The organism is Streptomyces sp. NPDC048057 (genome assembly GCF_040653095.1).
Taxonomy (GTDB): Bacteria; Actinomycetota; Actinomycetes; order Streptomycetales; family Streptomycetaceae; genus Streptomyces.
The window spans coordinates 97501-114911 of sequence record NZ_JBEZNF010000007.1 but is presented as its reverse complement, the minus strand read 5'-3'; the positions used below and the strand labels follow the sequence as shown (position 1 = coordinate 114911).

The window sequence follows — 17411 nt, the reverse complement described above, 5'->3', positions numbered from 1 at the left end:
GCGAATGGACCGCGGCGGGCCGCACCCTCCCCACCGCCCCGCACCCCACCCACCGCGTCCCGGGCGCCCGCCCTTATGGGACGAGCTGACGTCCTCGCCGTCTCCCCGCGGAAGCGTTTGACCGCTGCGGGCCGGTGGCGGCTTGCTGGGCACAGAGGGCAGAACTGCGCGAGCAACCCACCACCGGCCCGCGCAGACCAATACCTCCGTAATGAAGCGGCGCGGGGAACTGCGCGACAAGCCAACGACGGCCCGCAGTGGCCAACGCTCCCGCACGGGAACGGTGCGCGTTACACCGTCGCTCGCGAGCAGGGCCGTTGCCTCGGCGGGCACAAGGCGGCGGTGCGGAGGCGGGCGCGCAGGCCCGTCACCACGCGCGGCGCCGTGAACTCCGCGCCGTACACGAACCGCATCGACGGGCCGAACGACGGCGCCGCCAGCAACCCCGCGAAGAACAACCCCGCGCACGACGACTCGAAGACGGCGCTCAGCTCCGGCGCCCGCCCCGCCCCCACCGTCGCCAGCCCGGTCCGCAGCGGTGCGTCGAGGAGGGCGAGGCGGTCGAGGTCGGGCGTGAAGCCGGTGGCGGCCACCACGTGGTCGGTGTCCACCGCCACCGGTCCGCCCGGCCCGGCCAGCGTCAGCCGGACCCCTCCGTCCACCACCCACGCCCCGCCCAGCGCGTGCCCGAGCAGTTGCGGGACCGTGCCCTCGTACCGCTCCCTGAGCCACCACGCGCCGGCCGGCCCGAGCGCGGTGCGGGCGATGTGCTCGCGCTTGGCCGCGGACAGATGGCGTACGGCCCAGGGGATTTCGGAGTACGCCCAGCTGCGCCAGCCGGAGCCGAGGCCGCTGAGCGGGGTCCGCAGCTTGCGGTACGGGCCGCGCGCCTCGGGCACGGGCAGGGTGTTCCAGTGCAGCGCGTGCGCGCGGGCCACCAGCCGGGGCCGGGCGCCGCTCTCCGCCAGCAGCGTCGCCGTCTCCAGGGCCGCCTGACCGGCGCCGACGACGGTGACGTCCAGGTCGCGGAAGCCGCTCAGGTCACGCAGGCCGGTGCTGTGGCAGACGTGTTCCGGCCCGAGCCCGGCCAGTTCCTGCGGTACGCGGGCGAACGGCAGCAGGCCGACGGCGACGACCGCCGTGCGGGCCGTGACGACGTCCCCGTCTGCGGTGTGCACGGCGAAGCAGTCGCCCGGGCCGTCGCGCCGGGCGACGCGGGTCACGGTCCGCTCGTCGACCTCGGGCACCGCGTGGTCGGCGAACCAGCGGCCGTAAGCCGTGAACGCCCCGATCGGCAGCGGCCGGCCGTGTTCCGTCGCGAAGCCGGCGCGGGCGCCGTAGCGGGCGAGGGTGCGGTCCGCGGCCGGGTCGCTCAGGTTCGACGCCCAGGGCTCGGACTTGAGGAACATGCCCTCCGGCATGTGGTCGCGCCAGGTGGCCATCGGCCGCCCGAAGACCTTCAGGCGCATTCCGGCGACGGCCGCGTGCGCGGCGACGGACAGCCCGTAGGGGCCGGCGCCGATGACTGCCACGTCGTACATGTGAGGTTCCTTCACGTCAGTGCTGCGTGTGCTGGGGTTCGGTGGTGGCCGCGGTCGCGGCGGTGCGCGGGAGCGGGATGCGGGGGTCGCGGAGGGCGGACGCCGTCCGGCCCGCCCCCTTGGCGAGCCCGCGCCCCAGCCAGGCCCCCGCCATCGCGAGGAAGGGCAGCGGGTCGTCGGCGGCGTACCAGGCGGTCTCCACTCCGGCGCCCCGGGGCGCGCGCGCCGCCCGTCGCCGCCCGCCCGCGGCCGTCGCCAGCAGCGCGTAGTTCTCGGCGACGAAGACCCGCCCGGGCCGCTCCGCCCGCGCCGGCACGGGCTGCCCGGTCAGGTCCAGGTACAGGGCGCGCACGACGTCGGTGCCGTCGGCCCCGGTGAAGAGGCGGAACTGCGCGCCGGGCCGGGGGTTGGCGTCCAGCAGCGAGTACGCGCCGGTCGACGGGTCGCACCGGAAGTCGAGGTCGATGACGCCCCGGTAGCCGACGTGCGCGACCAGCCGCAGGGCCGCCGCCTCCACCGCCGCGTTCGGCTGCCAGCGCCCCTTGGCGGTCAGTCCCGTGCGCGGCGGCCACGACAACTCCTTGCGCCCGCTGCCGCCGGCGAGGCAGACGGCGTGCGCGTCGACGTAGCCGTGGAAGAACCAGTCGCCGTCCGGGGCGTCGGGCAGGAAGCGCTGGAGCAGCAGCCCGGCGCCCGTGCCGGCGCCGCGTTCGTACAGCGCCCTGGCCTCGGCCGGCGAGCGGACCAGGCAGGTGCTGCGCAGCCCGGCCGCGGGCGGCAGCAGCCAGGGCCGGCTCCACTTGGCGACCAGCGGCAGCCCGAGGCGCACCACGGCGTCGGCCGTCGCGGCGGCGTCGGCCGGGACCACCGTCTCCGGGTGCGCGACGCCGGCGGCCCGGCACACGGCGGCGAGTTCGCCCTTGTCGGCGAGGAGTCCGGGCAGGGCGGGCGGCAGCGCGGGGAAGAGGTAGCGCTCGGCGAGCTGCGGCGCGCGGGCGGCGGTGAGGACGGCGCCGAGGTCGTCCATCGGGACCAGCACCGCGGGCCGGCCGATCCGTTCGGAGACGGCGAGCAGCAGGTCCACGAAGGCGTCGGGGTCCGGGGCGGCGTCGGCCGCGGCCCATCGCGGCGCGGGGTGGACCCGGCGCAGGTGGCGGGAGCGGGCGACCGGGCTGCGGGCCGACTCCACGACGGCGTGCACCTCGACGCCGGCGCGCCCCAGCGATCTGACGGCACCGAGGGTGCCGTGGTGAAAGGGGTTCCGGTCGAGGCGCAAGACGAGCGCGGGGACCCCGGCGTCGAACGGTGGCATGGACGTCACAACTTTCACCTGGATGGCCCCTCAAGGGCGCGGACGTGTTCGCGGATGGCCTAGCGACGCTCCCCCAGAACGCCCATTAATAGGACTTTCTGCCTACGGTCGGACAAGTCATCAGTTCGAACGCCGGCCAGGGAATTCAGGGAAGCCAAGGAGGAACCATGAAGCGAGGGCGCCGTCGCACCGCCACCGGCACCTGTGTCAGTACGGTCACCGCCTCCCTCCTCGTCTCCGCGGGCGTCTTCGCGGGCGTCGGCGCGGGGCCGGCGGGCTCGGCCCGCGCCGAGGAACGCGCCCCGGTGGCCCTGGGCGCGTACGTCGACTACGGGGCGGCCGGCCCGCGGCGCATCGCGGAGCTCTCCCGCTGGCTCGGGGGCACGGAGCTGAGGGTCGGTCACACGTACCTGCCCGGCGACAGCTGGGGCGGCATCGAGGGCAACGTCGACTTCCTCGACGCGTGGGCGCGCTGGCGGGCCGGCGACGAGGAACGGATGTTCGTCCTCAACGTGCCCATGCTGGAGCGGAACGAGGGCCGGGTGCCGGACCACCAGGTGCGCCGGCTGCTGCGGGCGGGCGCGGACGGGCGGTTCGACCACCACTTCCGCACCCTGGCGCAGCGCCTGGTCGACCTCGGGGTGCCGGACACCGTCGTCGTGCTCGGCTGGGAGATGAACGGCGTCACGTACACGCATCGGTGCGGTCCGGATCCGGCGGCGTGGAAGGCGTACTGGCAGCGCATCGTGACGGCGATGCGCGCGGTGCCGGGGGAGGAGTTCCGCTTCGACTTCGCGCCGAACCGCGGCGAGGACGCGATCCCGTGGACCGAGTGCTACCCCGGTGACGACGTCGTCGACATCATCGGCATGGACTCCTACGACCAGGCCCCCGGCCGCACCTTCGAGGAACAGGCGTCGGCGCCGTACGGGCTGCGCGACCAGGTCGCGTTCGCGCGCGAGCACGGCAAGGAGATCTCGTACCCCGAGTGGGGGCTGTTCCGGAACGGGGACAACCCGGAGTACATGCGGGGCATGCTCGACTGGATCGAGGAGCACGGGCCGCTCTATCAGACCATCACGGACTACTGTCCGCACGGCGTCTGGCAGTGCGATGACAACCCCCAGTCGTCAGGTGTGTTCCGTACGAGGCTCTTCGGCAAGCAGCCGGTGCCGGTGCCGTCGGTGCCGCCCGTGCCTTCGGTCCCGCCGGTGCCGACGCCCAAGCAGCCGGAGCCGACCGCGACGCCGACGCCGACCGAACCGGTCGTTCCGACGCCGGTCCCCAAGCCCACGCCCAAGCCGGAGGAACCGACGCCCGCCTCGACGCCCGCCCCCAAGACGAGGGAATGGTGCGTCCCCCTCCCACCCACCGAGTGGCCGGTCCCCTGGGCGCCCTCCAACAAGTTCTGCGTGAAGCTCCCGCGCGGCCTCGACTGACGGTCGCCTCGCGGACGCTTAGCACCCCCGAAGGAGTCCCCCGAGCGGCGCGCCAGCACCGGGCCGGTGGGGCCGCACGGCGTCTGCGAACCGGGCGTGGTTGCTCGCGCAGTTCCACCCCCTACGCCCGGAGGGCGTGGGTTTTCAGGGGCGCGGGGAACTGCGCGAACAGCCACAGACGGGCCGCGGACGCTGTACGGCCTCACCGGCACGGCGCCAATGCGCCGCAAAGGGCACCCCGCCTGAGAGGCCCTAGGCACGGGTGCGCCAGCCTCGGGCGCGGGCGCGCCACTCACGGGCGCGGGGGAGGCGGGACGCCACCGTTTCCGAGGCGCGGGCGCGCCAACCCGCGCGCGCCGCGTGGAACCGTAGCGCCGGGGCCAGCGCGCGCGGGGCCATCATCAGGCGCTGGTTGGCCACCGCCTCCGGGCGCCAGTGGGCCTTGTACGGCTCCTCGCCCCGCAGCAGGCTCACCACCCGCCGCCCCGTGCGCGCCGCGAAGTCCGCCTCGTGACGCAGCAGCAGCGTCGCCACGTCGACCTTGCCCTCCCGCAGCCGCGGGTGCGCCCCGTACAGGTATCCGCCGGTCAGCCCGTCCGACAGCAGCGCCACGCTCGCCGCGACCACCTCGCCGCCCATCCGGTACTCCGTCAGCGCCGCGTCGCCGTCGCGGACCATGCGCCGGGTCGCCCGGACCAGGTGCTCGGCGAACCGGGGGCGCAGGTGCTCGACGGTGACGCCCCGTCCCCGCCATTGGAGTTCGTGCAGCCGCAGCAGATGGCCCACGGCCTCCGGCACCTGCTGCTCGCCGACGCTGACGCCCTCGATCTCCAGCGCGTCGATCTTGCGCAGCTTGGCCCGTACGCGCTGGGCGCGGGCCTTCGGCAGTCGCTTGACCAGTTCGTCCATGGGGATCGCCGGGAGTTCCAGGCACATCGAGTCCGCCCGACGGTGCCGAGCGCCGGTCCACCGGGCGTACAGGCGTTCCGCGGAGGCGCCGGGGCGCACCTCGCGCAGGTCGATCACGGCGCGCCGGGCGGCCCGTTGGAGCCCGTGCTCCAGCGCGTCGACCGCCGCCCCGGCAGAAGAGTCGTCGGTGTCGTCGAGGAGGACGTCCGCGTAGTCGGAGATGCCGCCGCCGAGGGCGACCAGCAGCGGCATCGGCCGGTGGACGAGCATCAGCGGCGCCGCGGCGACGAGTTGCCCGTCCCGGCGCACCAGGACGACCCGCAGCCGGCTCCGCGTGCCGTACGACTGCCACCACGAGTCCAGCCAGGCGTGGCTCTGGAAGGGGGTCGCGGTGGAGCAGCGCCGTTGCAGGTCGTCCCATTCGGGGCGCAGCCGGGCGAAGGCGCGTCCGTCCCGGCAGAGGGTGACCGCGAGGCCCGCCCCGCCCGCGGCGGCGGCGATCACACCCGTTCCAACTCGGCCGCCGGCGCGGGCACGGTCACCGCGCCCTCCCCCGTCGCACCGCTCTCGGCGCGGCGCGCGCCACGGGGTCGCACCAGCAGCACCAGCCCGCCGATCAGCCCGCCGGCCGCCGCCCCGACCGCGGCGCCGATCGGCGCGGACGGCGAGACCGGCTTCGCGGGCGGGATGGCGCGGGAGAAGCTGAGGAGTTGGACGCCGGTGTTCTTGGCGACCTGGTTGCTGCTGACGAAGACCGCGTCGGCGACGGCGTTCGCGATGTCCGCGGCCTCACCCCGCCGGTCGGACGTGCCCGTGATCGCGATCATCGGCGAGTCGGGCGAGGTCTCCGTGCGCACCCGGCTGCGCAGTTCGTCGGCGGGCATGCCGGCGGCCACGCGGGCGTACGCGATGGTGGAGTCGCTGGTGGCGATGCGGCCGTACGCCTGGGCGAAGCCGAGGGCGGCGCCGGGCTGGGCGTCCTTGCCGGTGACGGCGACGACGTAGCTGGTGGCGGCGTACTCGGGCGTGGCCAGCAGTCCGTACGCGCTGCCGCACAGCCCGCCCGCGACCACGAGCGCGGGCAGCGGCCACCACGGCGGCAGCCGCCTGCCCCGGCCCTTGGCGCGCGCGGCCCACGTGCCGAGCCGCCCCGGCCCCGTCCGACGCGGCTTCTCCACGACGGGCTCCGCCACGGCCGGCTGCTCCGCCGCCGGCTCCTTCTCCTCAGCCACGACGGTCTGCTGTTCCTTGGGCTTCTTCATCGACTTCATCGACTTCATCGGCTGGTTCTCCCGATCGGATTCGGATGGTGGTGTTCACGGGGCCGGCCCGGGGGCGGCGCCGGGCGCCCGGCGCGCCCCCGTGCGGCGAGGGCCCGCCGGTACACGTCCATGACCTGCTCGGCGGTGCGCGCCATCGCGTACCGCTCCACCACCGGCGCCACCGCCGACCGGCGGGCGCCGGCCGCCACCCGCTCGCGCAGCGCCCGGGCGAGGGCGTCGTCGCCCTCGACGCGCCGGGCGCCTGGCGCCTCGTGCGGCGGCAGGTCCTCGACGGCGGGGCAGGTCCGGTACAGCACGGGCAGCCCCGCGGCGAGCGCCTCGACGACGGCGAGCCCGAAGGCTTCTTCCACGGAGGTGGAGACGAAGAGGTCGAGGGCGCCCAGGAGTTCCGCGACGGACGGCGCGCCGCCCCCGGCCCCGGCCTCCTGGGCGCACTCGCCGAGCAGCCGTACGCGGTCCGCCACCCCGAGCCGCGCGGCCAGCCGCTCCAACGCGCCCCGCTCGGGCCCGTCGCCGGCGATCAGCAGCACGACCTCGCGGCCCTCTCCGGCGGCGACCGCGGCCACCGCCCGCACCAGGGCGTCGAAGCGCTTGCCCGGGACGAGGCGCCCCACCCCGCCGACGGCGAACGCCCCCGGCGGCACCCCGAGCGACGCGCGCACCGCGGCGCGCACCCCCGCGTCGAAGCGGAAGCGGTCGGCGTCGACGCCGTTCGGCACGGTGTGGATCCGGCCGCCGGGCACGCCCCAGCCGGCGAGGCGTTCGGCCACGGTCGCGGAGACGGCGACGGTCGCGGTCCCCAGCCGTTCGGTGGCCCGGTACAGCGCCCGGGTGCCCGCGGTCAGCGGCCGGCCCTCGATCTCGGCGGCGCCCAGGGAGTGCTCGGTGGCCACGACCGTGCGGACCCCCGCGAGCCGCGCCGCGACGCGCCCGTACACGCACGCCCGGTACAGGTGCGTGTGGACGAGGTCGTAGCCGCCGGACCGGATCAGCCGGGTCAGCCGCGGCAGCGCGGCCAGGTCGCGGTTGCCGCGCATCCCGAGGTCGGTGACGCGCACCCCGTCCGCGCGCAGCCCGGCCGCGACGGGGCCCGGGTTGGTGAGCGTCACCACGTCGCAGCGGACCGGGAGGTGGCGCAGCAGCAGCCGGAGCTGGTGCTCGGCCCCGCCGACGCCCAGCCCGGTGATGACGTGCAGCACCCGTGGCGCTCGGGTCACCGCGTCCCCGCCCGGTGCCGCAGCCGCTTCGCCCACAGCCGTCCCCCGCGGTCGGCCTGGCTGATGTGCGTACGGGCGAGGGCGTACGGGCCGCCGAGCCCGGCGGGCGGGCGGATCGCGCAGCCGTACGCGTATCCCGCGTCGCGCACGGCGGACGCCACGCGCTCGTCGACCGTGCCGTACGGGTAGCAGAAGCCCTGCGGGGCGCGGCCGGTCAGTTCGGCGAGCCAGGCGCGGCTGCGCGCGGTCTCCTCCCGCAGCGCCGCGGCGTCGAGTCGGGTGAGGTCCACGTGGTACAGGCCGTGCGAGGCGATCTCCGTGCCGGCGGCGGCTGCCGTGCGCAGGTCGGCCTCGTCGACCAGGGGTCTTCGTGGGCCTTCGGGGTCCCAGGCGTTGTCGCCGCCGAGCCGGCCGGGCAGCACGAAGAGGGTGGCGCTGCAACCGTGGCGCCGCAGTACGGGCAGCGCGGCGGCGGCGAAGTCGGCGTAGCCGTCGTCGAAGGTGAGGCCGACCAGCCCGCGGTCCCGCCCCTCGGCGCGGGCGCGCAGCAGCGCGGAGACGCTGACGCCGCTCAGTCCGTGGCGGTGCAGCCAGCGCAGGTGGAGGTCGAGCCGGTCGGGGGCGACGGTGATGCGGTACGGGTCGTCGGCGGGGTCGGCCACCGAGTGGTACATCAGGATCCACGGCGGTCGGGTGGTGACGTCGGTGAGGGAAGCGGTGGGGACGGGCGGGAGTTGGGTGCGTGCGGGCGCCGTGTCAGCGAACATGTCGGGCGATCCTCCGTCGGGTGAGTGCCAGCAGGTGGACGACTTCGGGGGCTCGGACGGCGAGCCCGGTGACGGTGAAGACGGCGGGGACGAGCAGGGCGCCGACGGCGAGGGAGGACAGGGCGCCGTCGACGGCGCCGGCGGCCAGCCGACCGGCGAGCGCAGCCGCCGCGGCGGCGACCGCGAGGCGCCCGAGGGCGCGGCTGATGGCCCGCACCTCGATGGAGACCACCCGCGAGCCGAGGCCGCGCAGCAGGAGCAGGGCGGTGGTGGTGATGCCGGCCGCGTTGGCGCCGGCGATCCCGTACACGCCCCACGGCCCGACGGCGTACGTCCCGGCGACGACGGTGACGACGAGCCCGCCGGCCATCGCGGCGGCCGGGTACCAGGTGGGCCGCCCGGAGGAGAAGAACGGCCGCCCCAGCGCGCCGACGAGGGTGTGCCCGAGCAGCCCGACGGCGTACACCCGCATCACGGTGGCGGTGGACTCGGTGTCCTCGGCGTCGAACGCCCCGCGCTGGAAGAGCACTTCGATGATCTGCGGCGCGTACCCGAGGATGAGCGCGGTCCCGAGCAGGACGACCAGCCCCGCGAGCGCGAGGTCGTTCTCCACCCGCCGCCGCGCGCCCTCCCGGTCGCCCTCGGCCATGGCCTTGGCGACGACGGGAAACGTGACGGTGCAGAACATCAGCGACAGCACCATCGGCATCTGCGCGACCTTCTGCGCGTAGTTGAGGTGCGAGATGGCGCCGCTGGGCAGGGAGGACGCGAGGAAGCGCTCGACGAGGACCTGCGACTGCCGACTGACGGCGAAGAACACGATGGGCGCGAGCAGAGCGATCCCGACGCCGTACCCTCCACGCCCGCCACCGCCCGGAGCGCCCGCGCGAGCGCGCCCCACACCGACCCCGCCGTCGTCTGACGCCCCGCCCCCGCACACGGCGGCGCCCACCCTGTCGGCCGGCGGCTCGGCCCCCGCGCTGCCACCACGTGCGCTGCCGGGTCGCGCGTCCCGCGCTCCGCGGACGAGCCCCGACGGGCCCCCGCCGTCGACGCGCCCCGCGGCCCGGCCGGGCCCTTCGGCGCCGAGCGAGGCGGCGCGGCACGCCTCGCGTCCAGCCACGCCACGGCCGCCGGGCACATCGGCTGGTGCCGACCCGTCGCCAGCAGTCGGACCACCCGCGGTCCCACCGCCACCGGCGTCACGTACGGGCCCCGCGCCCGGTGCCCCGGCGCCCGTGCGTGCCGCTGAGTCCTCCTCAGCCCCGGCGCGGCGTCCGTCACCGCCGCCCGCGCTGCGGGGGCACGCGCCGCCGGACGCCGCGTCTGCGCGCACATCAGCGCACCCCGCGGCCTGACCGTCGGCGCAGGCGTCCACGCCCGGCGCCCCGGCGCCCCCTGCCTCCGTACGGACCCCGCCACCGCCGGCCGGGGCGGACCCGCAGTCGGTGCGCTCGTCGTCGGCGGCGTCGCCACCGAACGCGCCGCGGAGGCAGGCGTCCTCGGGCCCGCCCGTGCGGCGGGTCGACGGCCCGCCGTCGTTGGACGCCGCGTCCGCGCGCGCGGCGGCGCGGTGCGGGCACGCGCCGCCGTCCGCCGCCGGCTTCGCGTCCGCGCCCTTGCCCGTCTCACCGCCCGCGCCAGCGGGCCCCGCGGACCGTGGCCGCGGCACCCCGCCCGCGCCCCTGGCCCGCGGGCGGGCGCCCAGCACGTGGTGGGCGAAGGTCGGCAGTTGGACGAGGACCATCAGCGCGCCGCCCACCGCGACGCCGGCCGCTGCCGCCCGGACGCCCCACAGGGCGTGCAGCGCGATCGTCGTGGCGATGATGCCGGTGTTGTACGCGACGTACACGCCCGCGGGCGGCACGAAGCGGCCGTGGGCGCGCAGGGCCGCGCTGAAGTAGCCCGCGAGGCCGAAGGTGAGGACCGTCAGGGCGGTCAGCCGGGTGCAGTCCACGGCGAGTTCGGGGTCCGCGAAGCCAGGCGCGAGGGCCGCCACGAACTGGGGGGTGAAGACCATCAGCACCCCGGTCGCCGCGGCCAGCACCGCGAACAGCTTCGGGAAGGTCGACCCGACCAGCGTCCGCACCGGATCGGGCCGGTGCGCCGCCCGTTCGGCGAGCGCATGGCTGAACGCGGGCACCAGCAGCAGCGCCATCGCGTCCTCGATCAGCAGGGTCGCCGCCATCTCCGGGACGGTCCAGGCGATCAGGAACGCGTCGCTGTCGACGCTCGCACCGTAGATCTGCGCGATGGCCTGGTCCCGTACGAGTCCGAGGAGCGCGCCGGCGACCGTCAGGCCCGCGGTGACCGCGGCGGCCCGGGCCAGCACGTTGCCGAGCCGGAAGGACTCGCCGCGGGAGGTCTCCGGGGTGTGCTGCGCCTGCGTCATGCGGCGTCCGCCTCCGGCAGCGGCGCCAGCGCCCACCGCGCCGCGAGCCCGAGCACCACGCCGGTCAGCACGGTCGACGGGCCGCCGATGTCCGCGTACAGGAAGTCGACCGTCTGCCACAGCAGCAGCGCGACGGCCGCGAGCCCCACGTCCCGCGCACCGCGCCCGCGTGCGAGCCGGCGCGCACCGCCCACCAGCAGCGCCGCCCAGCTCCCCACGAACGCGGTGGCGCCGACGAGCCCCTGTTCACTGAGGATCAGCAGGTACATGTTGTGCGGGGAGAGCAGCGGCTGCCGCTGGAACTCCTGCCCCGCGCCGGCCGTGTCGCTCCCGGAGGACAGTCCGACGGAGGCGTGCGCGTCGCGGTGGTCGGGGAAGCCCTTGAGCCCCACGCCGGTCACCGGCGCCCCGCGCCACATGTCGTGCGCCGCCGCCCACATGGCGTACCGGTCGGTGACCGAGCGGTCCGGGGCGTCGGTGACCTCGGTGATGCTGCCGAGCCGCTCCCCCATCGCCGCCGAGCCGACGCCGAAGCCGCCGACGAGGACGACCGCGGCGGCCGTCGCGACCGCGAGCACCGCGAACGCCCGGCGCGCACCCGACAGCAGCAGCACCGCCAGCACGGCGAGCGCGGTGGCGATCCAGGAGCCGCGGCTGAAGGACAGCGCGAGGGGGACGACGAGCAGGACCGCGGCGCCCGCGGCCACCGGCCGCAGCCACCGGGGCGCGTCCGCGCGGCTGGGCCGTGTCGTCACCATCTCGCCTGGTCCGCGACGCCCGTCACGCACACTCGCTGCGTTGTCGGGATCACCCACGTACGTCCAGTACGAGGGCGACCCTCCGCCTTGCGACTGCACGCACCGGACGCCGCGGACCCCGCCCTGCGGGCGGACGGCGCCATCGTGACGACACGGCCCAGCGCCCAGCGCGAGCGCCGCGGCGCCCAGCAGCCCGTACGCCACCACCGTGGCCATGCCCATGACGTCCAGGGGGCCGAAGGTGCCGACGGCCCTGATGTCCGCGCCCGCGTAGGAGGCGCCGGTCCCGGTGGCGTACTGGTGCACCCCGATCGCGCCCTGGACGAGCGCGAGCGCCACGAACGCGCCGATGACGAGCCGGAAGTCGCGGGCGGTGCGCACCACGAGCAGGACCGCGGCCGGTACGAGGACGAACACCTGGAGGTAGCGGACGAATCCGGGGACGGCCGCCGCCGGGTCCGCCGCCGTGACCGTGGCCAGCGCGATCGCGACCGCGGGCGCGCCGATGACGACCGCCGCCGCGACGCTCAGCGGCCGGACCCGGTTCCGTACCGCCTGCGCCGCGCCGACGAGCACCAGCGCGCCCGACGTGACGTCCGCGGGGCCCAACCCGCCGCGCCCGCCGGCCTGCACCTGCGCCAGCGGGAACGCCAACAGCAGCACCGTCGCCAGCAGCGGCAGCAGCGGCAGGGTCCCCGTCACGTCCCCGGGCGCGACGGCCGTGCGCGGCCTCGGCGCGGCCCACGATGCGGCCATGGTCAGCTGCCTCCGAGCCGGAACAGCGTCGCCGCGGTGCGCACCATGATGCACACGTCCTGCCAGGGCGACCACGTCTCGATGTAGTGGTTGTCGAAGCGGGCCCGCTCCTCGATGGAGGTGTCGCCGCGCAGACCGTTGACCTGCGCGAGCCCGGTGAGGCCGACGGGCATCCGGTGGCGGGCCCGGTAGCCGGGGTGAGCGTGGCTGAACTTGCCGACGTAGTACGGGCGTTCCGGCCGCGGTCCGACCAGGCTCATGTCGCCGCGGACCACGTTCCACAGCTGCGGCAGCTCGTCCAGCGAGGTGCGCCGCAGCACGCTGCCGGTGACGCTCACCCGGCGGTCGAGGGCGATGTTCCACAGGGTCGCGGACTCGTGCTCGTCGGCGGGCGCCATGGTGCGGAACTTCAACAGCGTGAAGGGCCGGCCGTCGAGCCCGATGCGCTCCTGGCGGAAGATGACGCCGGGCCCGTCGGACAGGCGTACGGCGAGGGCGCACACCGCCAGCACGGGCGCGGCCACGACCAGCGCGGCGCCGGCGAGCACGATGTCGATGGCCCGCTTCACGGCACGGGCCACGGGCCGGTGCAGCCCGGCGCGCAGCGGCTGTACGGAGAATCCCCACAGGTGGTCGCGGCCGGTGGCGCACCGCCACAGGTTCTCGGCCGCGGCGCCGCCGTCGACCAGCCACAGCCGGCAGCCGTGCGCGGCGAACAGCCCGATCAGGGCGGCCGACTCGTGGTCGTCGCCGGGCTGCCGGGTGAAGACGGCGTGGCGGACGTCGTTCTGGATGACGGCCCGGCTGACGTCCTCGGCGGTGCCGAGCTGCGGCAGGACGCCGGTGTCCCCGGCGCCGACCCGGCCGACGGGCCGCATCCCGTACTGGGTGCGTTCCAGCAGCGCGATCGTCACCTGGTGGGCGATCGGCCCGTCGCCGACGACGAGTACGGACTGCGGCCGGCGCGCGGCGCGGCGCCGGCGCGCCGCGTACACCAACGCGCGCGCCCCGCAGCACAACAGGGTCTGGATGAGGACGGCGAGCAGCACCGCGTGCCAGTCGACGGCGCGCCCCGCATCGTGCGCCGCCAGTGCCTCGCTCAGCAGCAGCCACTGCACCAGGGCGAGCCCGGCGAGCGCGGGCACGTCGGCGAGCGCGGACGGCGACAGACTCGGCCGGTACAGACCGCGGCAGGCGTGCACCGCGGGTTGGAGCGCCGCGGCGAGGACGAGCGCGGCCACGGGCCACGGCAGCGGCGGGATCAGGGCCACCGTGCCCGCGAGCGCCAGCACGTCCGCGGCGCACAGCCCGGCCGCGGGGCCGAGCCGGCGGGCACCCCGCAGCCCGTGCCGGGCCTGCGGCGCCCGACGGCTGCGGTGAGGTGTGCGCAGGGGCGTGGCCGGCGCCGGCACGGCGACGGGGTGGCGGGTGTGGTGGGGCGCCGGTGCGCTCTCCGTCGTCATCGCCTGGTGTGCTTCCTCGTCTTGGGGTGGGGCGCGTCGAGCAGGTCCTGATAGAGGTCGTGGACGGCGGCGGCCGTCCGTCGTACGTCACGAAAGGCCCGCGTGTGGTCCTGTGCCTGCCGGCCGATGCGGGTGCGCAGCGCCGCGTCGGCCAGCAGCGCGGTGAGCGCGGCCGCCAGCGCGCGGGGGTCCTCGGGCGGTACGAGGCAGTGGGCGTCGTGGCCGGGCGGCAGGCTCTCCCGGGCGCCGCTGACGTCGGTCAGCACCACGGGCCGGCCCGCCGCCATGGCCTCCAGCGGCGCCAGGGCCATCCCCTCCCAGCGGGACGGCAGGACGACCAGGTCGGCGGCGCCCAGCCAGGGTCGTACGTCGCTCGCCGCGCCGGTGAACAGGACGCCGGGCGGGGCGAGTCGTAGGAGCTGCGGCCGGGCGGGGCCGTCGCCGACGAGGACGAGCCGGGCGTCGGGCACGGCCGCGAGCACCGCGGACCAGGCGCGCAGCAGCACGTCCTGCCCCTTCTGCCGGCACAGCCGCCCCACGCACACCACGACGGGCGCACCGGCCGGGACGTCCGCGAGCTGCGGCAACGCCGATCGGGCCGTGCGCTGTTCGCCGGCGGGCCCGAAGTGGTCGAGGTCGACGCCGTTGTGGATCACGGCCCAGCGGGCGGCGATCCCGGCCGCTTCGCCGGCCCGCCGCTCGGTCTCGCTGACGCACAGGGTGCGGGCGGCCCAACGGCTGCCGTACCGCTCCCAGCCCAGGGCGAGCTGCGCCGCGCGTCCTTCGACGGCGTCGAAGGACCAGGCGTGCGGCTGGAAGACGGTGGGCACCCGGCCGCGGACCGCGAGCCGGGCGGCCAGGCCCGCCTTCGCGCTGTGCGCGTGCACCAGTGCACAGCCGCTGCGGCGGACCAGTCGGGACGCGGTCCACACCTCCCGCGCGAGCGCGGGCCCCGGCTGGCGGACGGCGGGCCAGTGGTGGACCCGGGCGCCGGCGCCGGCGGCCCGGTCGGCGAGTTCCCCGCCGGGCGGGCAGGCGACCTCGACGGACAGCCCCGCGGCGAGTTGTGCGCGCACGAGGTCGGCGACCACGCGCGCGACGCCCCCTTCCACCGGCTGCGCCAGGTGGAGGATCGTCGGTCGGCCGGGCTCGGCCCGGGAAAGGTGCAGCACGGGCAGCTCTCTTGGTACGGGGAGGGAATCAGGCTCGGGGCGAGCAGCGCCGCGACGGGCGTCAACGGCGGGTGTCTGCCTGCACGAAGAGAACGCCGAGGAAGTACCCGAAGTTTTTGCGGGTTTTGTGGTCTTCGGGGTTCTCGGTCTCGAAGCGGAAACTCACACTGGTGCCCCCGGACACCAGTGCGGAACTGATGTCCACGACGTCGGAGTCGTATCCGAGGGTGTTCAGATGGGCCGGTTGCCTGTTCATGACCGGACCGGGATTGCTGATGGTGGAATTCATGACGTCCGCGACCGGATTCGCCGCGTCGTGCACGGCGTGGGCCTTTCCGGAATTCGTCCGTACGTTCAGCGCGTCGCCGCTCACGCCGCGGTCGCCGTCGTACGCGACGAATCCGGCGGTGCCCTTGGCGCGGGCGGGGATCCTGAGCCCGGCCAGCTTCACTTCCTGGCGGGTGCGGGTCGCGTCCAGCACCTCGAAGCCGTCCCAGAGGGCGAGTTGCCGCAGCGGCTCGGCGCTGTTCTCGTACGCGACGACCAGCGTCCATCCGCCCCAGGCGCCCACCTTCGAGTGCCCCATGGCGACGTTGACCTGCGCCACGGTCCACAGTCCCGAGCGGCTGTCGCGGACCAGCGGGGTGATGTCGGCGGACGCCTGGAATGCGTCGGCGCCGGCGGCGTCCCGGTGGGCGATGCGGGTGTCCGCGAGGACTTCCTTGTAGCGCCCGCCCGGTTCGGCGATCAGCACCCGCCCGTTGTCCTTCGGCGGCTTCTGCTCACCGACCCGCAGGTTGCCGCCCCAGTACAGACGGGCGTACGTGACGACCGAGTTGGCCGGCAGCGCGAGGTGGGCCCGGCTGGAGTTGTACGTGTTGGGGTCGTCGTCCTCGTCGACGTAGAACATCTCGTAGTCGCCGTTCACCCCGCGTCCGCCCTGCTTGACCGAGGTGCAGCCGGCGGCCTTGGCGGCGTGCGGGGTGCGGCAGGTGATCGCCGAGTTCGCGGCCCGCGCGATGCCGCCGTGCTGGACGGCGTGGTAGCGCTGGGCGAAGGGCAGCCGCGGCGACTCCTCGACGTCCGCCGTCCCGGCGCCCGCGGCCGGCGCCGCGGACAGCAGGAGCAGGAACGAGAGGACAGAGAGGAGGGGAAGCGCGGGAAGAGCGGGAAGCGCGGGAAGCGCGGGAAGCGCGGGAAGCGCGGGAAGCGCGGGAAGCGCGGGAAGCGCGGCGCGGAAAGGCCGACGGGGTGTGCGCACGGCCCCCGGTACGCCCTTCGCGGTGAAACCCGGCGAGTTCGACATGCGACGTCTCTCCCACTCGTTCAACATGACAAAAACAGGAGTGCACTTTGACATGGCGACCGGGTGGTCATCACGTCGGACGCGCCCGTGCCGCCATCTGAAGAACGCGTAAGAGTTGCAGGAATAAACCTTCGGATGATCCCGCACATCCTTTTCCCGGCACGCTCGTTATGGGATTTCCGCTCCGGCCACGACGTGTGATAACCCCTGGGCGTGCGCGTCGTTGTCCAGGGCGACGACGGCGAGAACCGCCGCCGGAGGAAGGGATCAGAAGAATGAAGTACTCCAGGGTCGCCGCGGTCATCGCCGGTTCGGTGGCGGCGGTCGGTGCGGCGTCGCCCGCGATGGCCGCGGCGCCGTCGGCCATGCCTCCCATGAGCCTCAACGGCGGCCTGGCGCACGTCGTCAACGAGACCCCGCTGCTGAACGGCGGCAGCGGCAACGTGGTGAAGGACGCGGCCGACACGGCGTTCGAGCTGAACAGCATCAAGGGGCAGGCCCCCGAGCGCGTCCTGAAGACCGCCGGGCAGCTCACCCCGATGCTCGGCGGCATCTCGGTCGGCGGCTGACCGGGGTACGGCTCGACGCACCCGACCGGGTCGGGTGGACGGAGGGGCGCGGCGCTTCGGCGGGCCGCGCCCCTCCGCCGCGTCCAGCGTGCGCGCCCGCCGGCGCGGGGGCAACGCGAAGGGTGGCGCCCCGGTCGGACCGGGACGCCACCCTCACTGTGACGTGCAATGTGACGCGTGGGAACGTCAGCCGTTCACGCAGGTGTTACCGAACGCCGGGTTCAGCAGCCCGATGACGTTGATGGAGTTGCCGCACACGTTCACCGGCACGTGCACCGGGACCTGCACAACGTTGCCGGACAGGACGCCCGGGGAGTTGGCGGCGGCACCGTTCGCATCGCTGCTGGCGAACGCGGAACCGGAAGCGGCACCAGCGGCAATACCGGCGGTGGCGAGCACCACGGCGACCTTCTTGGCAGTCTTCATGAGAAATAGCACCTTCTGTTCGATGTTCTGCGTTCTGCCCTGCGTGAGGGCTCACACATGTCGAAACGGGCGACAGGTGACGGGGACACGGGTGAGGTGAC

The 17411-nt window shown here is 75.4% G+C and carries 14 protein-coding genes; 2 read left to right on the top strand and 12 right to left on the bottom strand.

The annotated features are described in order from the left end of the window. Positions 1-290 precede the first annotated feature (290 nt). Entirely contained in the window at positions 291-1541 is a 1251-nt protein-coding gene (locus tag AB0E05_RS10035) for an NAD(P)-binding domain-containing protein (RefSeq protein ID WP_361961261.1), read from the bottom strand. 16 nt (positions 1542-1557) lie between these two features. Continuing rightward, complete coding sequence (locus tag AB0E05_RS10030; protein ID WP_361961532.1) at positions 1558-2853, bottom strand: ATP-grasp domain-containing protein; 1296 nt, start codon at positions 2851-2853, stop codon at positions 1558-1560. Between the two features lie 167 nt (positions 2854-3020). Between AB0E05_RS10030 and AB0E05_RS10025 the strand changes: the two genes are divergently transcribed. Further along, entirely contained in the window at positions 3021-4292 is a 1272-nt protein-coding gene (locus tag AB0E05_RS10025) for a glycosyl hydrolase (protein WP_361961259.1), read from the top strand. Between the two features lie 252 nt (positions 4293-4544). Here the strand turns inward: AB0E05_RS10025 and AB0E05_RS10020 are convergent, their stop codons facing one another. The 9 genes from AB0E05_RS10020 to AB0E05_RS09980 all read right to left on the bottom strand — a co-directional run bounded on the left by AB0E05_RS10020 (position 4545) and on the right by AB0E05_RS09980 (position 16315). Beyond that, positions 4545-5702 carry a GNAT family N-acetyltransferase gene (locus AB0E05_RS10020; RefSeq protein WP_361961530.1) on the bottom strand — a complete coding sequence of 386 codons (1158 nt, stop codon included), beginning with the start codon at positions 5700-5702 and terminating at the stop codon, positions 4545-4547. Then, the gene (locus AB0E05_RS10015) at positions 5702-6481 is read right to left on the bottom strand and encodes a lipopolysaccharide biosynthesis protein (protein WP_361961257.1); all 780 of its coding nucleotides are present in this window, start codon (positions 6479-6481) and stop codon (positions 5702-5704) included. The genes AB0E05_RS10020 and AB0E05_RS10015 overlap by 1 nt, the downstream gene beginning before the upstream one ends. Beyond that, positions 6478-7701, bottom strand: coding sequence for a glycosyltransferase (locus tag AB0E05_RS10010; protein ID WP_361961255.1), 1224 nt, complete (start codon positions 7699-7701; stop codon positions 6478-6480). The genes AB0E05_RS10015 and AB0E05_RS10010 overlap by 4 nt, the downstream gene beginning before the upstream one ends. After that, a complete protein-coding gene (locus tag AB0E05_RS10005; protein WP_361961253.1) occupies positions 7698-8468 on the bottom strand; it encodes a polysaccharide deacetylase family protein in 771 nt (256 codons plus the stop codon). The genes AB0E05_RS10010 and AB0E05_RS10005 overlap by 4 nt, the downstream gene beginning before the upstream one ends. Then, positions 8458-10860, bottom strand: coding sequence for a lipid II flippase MurJ (locus AB0E05_RS10000; RefSeq protein WP_361961250.1), 2403 nt, complete (start codon positions 10858-10860; stop codon positions 8458-8460). The genes AB0E05_RS10005 and AB0E05_RS10000 overlap by 11 nt, the downstream gene beginning before the upstream one ends. Continuing rightward, positions 10857-12374 carry an O-antigen ligase family protein gene (locus tag AB0E05_RS09995; protein WP_361961248.1) on the bottom strand — a complete coding sequence of 506 codons (1518 nt, stop codon included), beginning with the start codon at positions 12372-12374 and terminating at the stop codon, positions 10857-10859. The genes AB0E05_RS10000 and AB0E05_RS09995 overlap by 4 nt, the downstream gene beginning before the upstream one ends. Before the next feature lie 2 nt (positions 12375-12376). Then, positions 12377-13837: an exopolysaccharide biosynthesis polyprenyl glycosylphosphotransferase gene (locus AB0E05_RS09990; RefSeq protein WP_361961246.1), complete on the bottom strand. Its 1461-nt coding sequence runs from the start codon at positions 13835-13837 to the stop codon at positions 12377-12379. Next, complete coding sequence (locus tag AB0E05_RS09985) at positions 13834-15009, bottom strand: glycosyltransferase (RefSeq protein ID WP_361961244.1); 1176 nt, start codon at positions 15007-15009, stop codon at positions 13834-13836. The genes AB0E05_RS09990 and AB0E05_RS09985 overlap by 4 nt, the downstream gene beginning before the upstream one ends. 61 nt (positions 15010-15070) lie before the next feature. After that, positions 15071-16315, bottom strand: coding sequence for a DUF3344 domain-containing protein (locus AB0E05_RS09980; RefSeq protein ID WP_361961242.1), 1245 nt, complete (start codon positions 16313-16315; stop codon positions 15071-15073). A 275-nt stretch (positions 16316-16590) separates the two neighbouring features. On the opposite strand from AB0E05_RS09980, the gene AB0E05_RS09975 reads away from it, so the two are divergent. Then, positions 16591-16884, top strand: a complete 294-nt coding sequence (locus AB0E05_RS09975) for a hypothetical protein (RefSeq protein ID WP_361961240.1) — start codon at positions 16591-16593, stop codon at positions 16882-16884. Positions 16885-17070: 186 nt separating this feature from the next. Here the strand turns inward: AB0E05_RS09975 and AB0E05_RS09970 are convergent, their stop codons facing one another. Continuing rightward, the gene (locus tag AB0E05_RS09970) at positions 17071-17310 is read right to left on the bottom strand and encodes a chaplin (protein ID WP_361546191.1); all 240 of its coding nucleotides are present in this window, start codon (positions 17308-17310) and stop codon (positions 17071-17073) included. Between the last annotated feature and the right edge of the window lie 101 nt (positions 17311-17411).